Consider the following 5201-nt stretch of genomic DNA (forward strand, 5'->3'; position numbering starts at 1 on the left):
GGCCCGGGCTGTCCGGGCCGTTCGGGCCGTTCGGCACCCGGTCGCGGGGCACCGTTCATCCGGCACGTGCGGAAAGGGGGTCGGTCCTGAGCCGCCCGGCGGTGCCCGGGGCCGGGTCAGGCCTTCCAGGCGCCCCAGTAGACGTCGGCGTTGTTGCCGGCGCCGCCGTCGCGGGTGGTGCGGAACATGCCCTGGGTGGTGCCGTTGTCGTCGTAGCCGTTGGAGCCGGCGTAGGGGTTGTTCCAGTGCAGCCTGACGGTCGCGCCGTTGCGCCAGCCCTCCTCGCAGTCGGACGCCTGGAACGTCACCGAGCCCTCGGTGCCGGTCATGAAGCCGTTGCTCTCCGACTGGAAGACGGCGTCCCAGGTGTTGCCCAGCCACTGCGGCGGCTCCTGGCCCTGGGTCCAGATGCCGTGGGACAGCGAGTAGTCGGTCCGGTTGAGCGTGCAGCCGGTGCCGTTGTGCAGGTGGACCGTGGTGCTGCGGGCGGCCGAGAGGGCGGCCTGGGCGGGGGCCGGGGCGGCCTGGGCGGTGCCGGTGGCGATGGTGCCGAGCCCGATGGCGGTCACCGCGGCCAGTGCGGCGGTCCGTACGGAGATGCGCATGGTCTCCCTCGATTCCGTGGGTCGTGGGCGGGGTGCGCGGACCGTGTTCCGCGCCGTGGTGAACGATCCGCCCGGCCGGTCGACGAACGATGGACGGCGCGGTGAACGATCCGGCATGCGCGGTTCATCGTTTGTCGACGCGCAGGGTGTTCGGGCACCCCCGGTGGCCACACGTCGGCCCGGCCGCGGTACGCGGGCCGGCCCACGAAAACGCGTGGAGCGGGACGTCGGCCGGGCCGACGTCCCACTCCCGCCTGCTCCCGCGCCCTACTCGACGACCTCGGCCTTCACGAGGACGACGTCCTCCTTGGGGACGTCCTGGTGGCCTCCCTTGGAGCCCGTGGCGACACCCTTGATGGCGTCCACGACGTCCTGGCCCTCGACCACCTCGCCGAAGACGGCGTAGCCCCAGCCCTGGGGGTTCTTGCCGCTGTGGTCGAGGAAGTCGTTGTCGGCGACGTTGACGAAGAACTGGGCGGTGGCGGAGTGCGGGTCCCCCGTGCGGGCCATCGCCACCGAGTACCTGACGTTCTTCAGGCCGTTGTCGGCCTCGTTCCGGATGGGCGCGCGGGTCTTCTTCTGCTTCATGCCGGGCTCCAGTCCGCCGCCCTGGACCATGAAGCCGTTGATGACCCGGTGGAAGACCGTCCCGTCGTAGAAGCCGTCCCTGACGTACTGGAGGAAGTTCTCCACCGTCGCCGGGGCCTTCTCCGCGTCGAGGCGCAGGACGATGTCGCCGTGGTTGGTGCTCAGTTTGACCTTCGACATGATGACCTCACTGTCTGCATGGTGGCTGCTACGGAGTGCTCACCGCGCATTGTGGCAGGAGGGGCGGCCGGGGCTGCTGAGGTTCCCGTCGTGGCGCCGCGACGCGGGAAGTCGGCCGGGCCGACTTCCCGCTCCGGGGAGTTGCGGGAACGCGGCCCCCACCCGCACTGTGAGTGGGCGATCGACTACGCCCCGTCAGGAAGTGTGCGATGTCCCCTCTCTCCCTTGTACGCGGCCGCGTGACGGCCGTGGTGTGCGTGCCGCTCCTGGCCCTCGCGGCCCTGCTCGCGGTCTGCGCCCCCGCCCAGGCGGCCCCATCGCAGGCGGCCCTCGCTCAGGCGGCCCCGGCGCAGGCGACCCCGGCACAGGCGGCCCCGGCACAGGCGACCGCGGACCCGGCCGCGCCCGGGCCGGTGGCGGCGCAGGGCCGCCGGGCCCTGGTCAACTTCGGCACCGTGAAGTGGTTCAACTCCGAGAAGGGGTTCGGCTTCATCGTGCCGGACATCCCCGGCCCGGACCTCTTCGTCCACTACTCGAGCATCATCGGGGGCGGGTTCCGGACCCTGGAGGAGGGCGAGCGGGTGGAGTACCAGGTCGAGCAGGGGCCCAAGGGGCCGCAGGCCGTCAACGTCATCCCGCTCTGAGCGGGGCGCGCAGCCCCGGAGCACACGGCCCGGAGCGCGGCTCCCGCTACGGCGCCCGCCCGGGGCCTCAGTTGGCGAGGCTGAAGTCGCCGCCCACCGGTGCGGCGATCTTGTCGATGCCGGTGAGCGCGGTGAGGGTGGGCACCGGGGTGCAGCTGTCGGTGGTGGTGCCGTCGCCGAGCTGGCCGGAGCCGTTGCTGCCCCAGGAGTGCACGGTGCTGGTGCCCGACAGCGCCACGGTGTGCTCCCGGCCGGCGGCCACCAGCCGGACGCCCGTCAGGCCGGGGACGGTGACGGGCAGGACGCGGAAGACGGTGGTGCCGTCGCCGAGTTGGCCGGCGGTGTTCTGGCCCCAGGCCTTGAGACGGCTGTCGTCGTCGACCACGGCCATGCTGTGGTTGCAGCCGGCCGCGATCTGCGAGACGCCGCCCGACCAGGTCGGCCGGGTGGCGACCGGGGTGAAGCGGTTGATGGTGGTGTTGTCGCCGAGCTGGCCGGTGGCGTTGTAGCCCCAGGCCTTCACCGAGGCGCCGGCGCCCGGTTTGCCGACCAGGACGAGGTTGTGGCCGGCCCCGGCGGCGATCCGACTCACGCCGGTCAGGCCGGTGACCGGCGCCGGGAGGCCGCGGCTCGCCGAAGTCCCGTCGCCCAGCTGGCCGTTGCTGTTGTAGCCCCAGGCCCACACGGTGCCGTCCTCGCGCAGCGCCAGGCTGTGGTGGAGGCCGGCGGCGATGGCGACGACCTTGTGCAGGCCCTCGACCCGGACCGGGACGCTGCTGTCGGAGTTCGTCCCGTTGCCGAGCTGGCCGTGGGTGTTCTGCCCCCAGGCCACCACGGTGCCGTCGGCGAGCAGGGCGAGGCTGTGCGCGCCGCCGGCCGCGATGTCGGTGACGTCGGAGATGTCGACCACCCGGCCGGGGGCGTTGTGGCTGAACACGGTGCCGTCGCCGAGCTGGCCGGAGCCGTTGACGCCCCAGGACTGCACCGTACGGTCCGTCAGCAGGGCCAGCCCGTACCCGAGGCTCGCCCCGGCCCCACCGGCGGCGATCTTCACCACCTCGGTGCTGGTGAGCCCGAGGACGGTGGTGGCCGTGGTGCGGAGGTCGGCCCAGGTGCCGTCCCCGAGCTGGCCGGAGCGGTTGTTGCCCCAGGACTTCAGGCGCTTCTCTGCCATGCGACGATGCCTCTTAACTGATGTGACAATAAGTCAAATCGTCGACACATCAGGATGGTTGACGAGTCCACGATCATGGCCCGACGCTACCCACGCGCCCGCCGCCCGCACCGGAAGCAGCCGCGCGGCCACCCGATCGGGTGATGGACCCCCGCATCCCGGGCCCGACCCCGGCCCCGCACGCATTCCACACACCCCTGCCGTTGTGTACACGGCCCGTCACCCCTAGTGTCGGCGGTCTCCGCGCGCGGGGCAGCGCGCGGAGACCGTCACGCCTTTGAGGAGGGCAAGCCCGTGGCCGACACCTTCGTGCCCATGGAGCCGACCGCGTTCGTCACGCAGCGGAACCTGGCCGGCGCCAAGGAACTCCCCGACGCCCCGGCCGACTTCGAGAACGCCCAGCGCGGACTGCTCGCCGCCCCGCCCTACCGGGCCCTGCCGTCCCTGGACGGCGAGGAGGCGGTCTGGCACTTCCGCGCCTTCGACTTCCACACCGGCGACGCCCCCGCCGGCGGCGGCTCCCCGGTGGCGGCGCCGCTGCGCCGCCAGGGCCGGCTCGCCCTGCCCTCGGGCCTGTTCCGGGTCGCCGACGGCCTCTACCAGGTGCGCGGCTTCGACCTCGCCAACCTGACCGTCGTCACCGGCCCCCGCGCCCTGCTGGTGATCGACCCGCTCGGCTCGTACGAGACGGCCCGCGCCGCCCTGGCCCTGTACCGCTCCACCACCGGGGACACGCGCCCGGTGCGGGCCGTGGTCCACACCCAGAGCGGGGTGGACCACTTCGGCGGCGTGCGCGGGCTGTTCACCGGATCCCGCGCCGCACCGCCCGCCGGACCGCCCGCCGACCTCGCGGTGTACGCGCCCGACGGGTTCCTCGCCGACGCGGTGCTGCGCCAGGTCACCGAGGGCGCCCGGCAGGCCCGGCTGGTCGACTACGCCTACGGCACCCGGCTCGGCATCGGCCCGCTCGCCCTGGCCGGCTCCGACCTCGGCCGCACCGTCTCCACCGGCCGGCCGGACTTCCTCTCCCCCACCGACACCGTCGGCGGCCCGCTGTCCGCCCCGACCGCCCGGGCCCGGTGGCCCGCCTGGACCGGGATCCCCTGGCAGGAGGGCCTGTACGCGGTCGAGGCCGCCGGGGTGCGGATGGTCCTGCGGCCCGCGGGCGGGCACGCCTCCCCCGCCGAACTGAACCTCTACCTGCCCGCGCACCGGGCCGTCTACCTGGCCGGCGCCGGACTGCTCGGCGCCCCCGGCCCGGTGCGCGCCGAGCTGCTGGACGCCACCGCCGCCGCCTTCGGTACCCCGGCCGAGGTCGGGCTCGGCGCCTACGGGCACCCGGTGTGGGGCGCCCCGTACGTGTCCGCGTGGCTGGCCGCCCACCGCGCCGCCGCCGGCGCCCCGCCCGACCCGGGCGCCGCCGCCCCGCTGCTCGCCACCCCCGGCCACCTGGACACCCCCTCCCGCACGGTGCGCGAGGTGTGGGCGCGCCTGACCGGCACCGCCCTGGGCGCCGCCCGGCCGGCCGCCACCGCCCGGGCGGAACTCGCGGCACCGGGCGGCGCCCATCGGGACGGCGCGCACTGGGACGCCACGGTATGGGACGGCTCCGAACAGGACGGCGCGCGGCGGGCGGTGGACGCGGCGCAGCGCGCCTACGACGGCGGGGGCGGGGGCGGCAGGGGCGCGGTGCCGGACTACGCGCGGGCCGTGCTGCTGCTGGACCCGGTGGTCTGCGCCTGCGCGATCCCGTCGGCCGTCCCGGCGCCGGTGGAGCGGCGGGCGCGGGCGCTGCAGTCGGCGGCGCTCACCCAGCTCGGCTACCTCGCCGCGCACGGGCGGCTGCGCAACGCGCTGCTGACGGCGGCCCGTGACGTCCTCGGCCCCGGCACGGCGGCGCCGCGCTTCGCGGCGACGGTCCGCGACCTGGCGGTGTGCGCGGACCCGCTCGCGATCTGAGGCACGCGCGCGGGGGCGGTCGCGCCCGTCCGCCCGCCCTCCGGCCCGAAC

5 protein-coding genes are annotated in these 5201 nt (G+C 74.9%); 2 read left to right on the forward strand and 3 right to left on the reverse strand.

All coding sequences use genetic code 11. The features are described 5' to 3' along the window. Positions 1 to 116: 116 nt before the first annotated feature. A complete protein-coding gene (locus ACFU6K_RS30825) occupies positions 117 to 605 on the reverse strand; it encodes a hypothetical protein (RefSeq protein ID WP_380668567.1) in 489 nt (162 codons plus the stop codon). 267 nt (positions 606 to 872) lie between these two features. Next, complete coding sequence (locus tag ACFU6K_RS30830) at positions 873 to 1373, reverse strand: peptidylprolyl isomerase (protein ID WP_380668569.1); 501 nt, start codon at positions 1371 to 1373, stop codon at positions 873 to 875. A gap of 437 nt (positions 1374 to 1810) precedes the next feature. Here ACFU6K_RS30830 and ACFU6K_RS30835 point away from each other — a divergent pair, with 437 nt between their 5' ends. After that, positions 1811 to 2017: a cold-shock protein gene (locus tag ACFU6K_RS30835; protein WP_380668575.1), complete on the forward strand. Its 207-nt coding sequence runs from the start codon at positions 1811 to 1813 to the stop codon at positions 2015 to 2017. A gap of 67 nt (positions 2018 to 2084) precedes the next feature. Here the strand turns inward: ACFU6K_RS30835 and ACFU6K_RS30840 are convergent, their stop codons facing one another. Beyond that, positions 2085 to 3191: an RCC1 domain-containing protein gene (locus tag ACFU6K_RS30840; RefSeq protein WP_380668571.1), complete on the reverse strand. Its 1107-nt coding sequence runs from the start codon at positions 3189 to 3191 to the stop codon at positions 2085 to 2087. Between the two features lie 294 nt (positions 3192 to 3485). Here ACFU6K_RS30840 and ACFU6K_RS30845 point away from each other — a divergent pair, with 294 nt between their 5' ends. Continuing rightward, the gene (locus ACFU6K_RS30845; protein ID WP_380668573.1) at positions 3486 to 5150 is read left to right on the forward strand and encodes a hypothetical protein; all 1665 of its coding nucleotides are present in this window, start codon (positions 3486 to 3488) and stop codon (positions 5148 to 5150) included. The last annotated feature ends 51 nt before the right edge of the window (positions 5151 to 5201 follow it).

The organism is Kitasatospora sp. NPDC057512, from assembly GCF_042802135.1.
In the GTDB taxonomy this organism is placed as follows: Bacteria; Actinomycetota; Actinomycetes; order Streptomycetales; family Streptomycetaceae; genus Kitasatospora.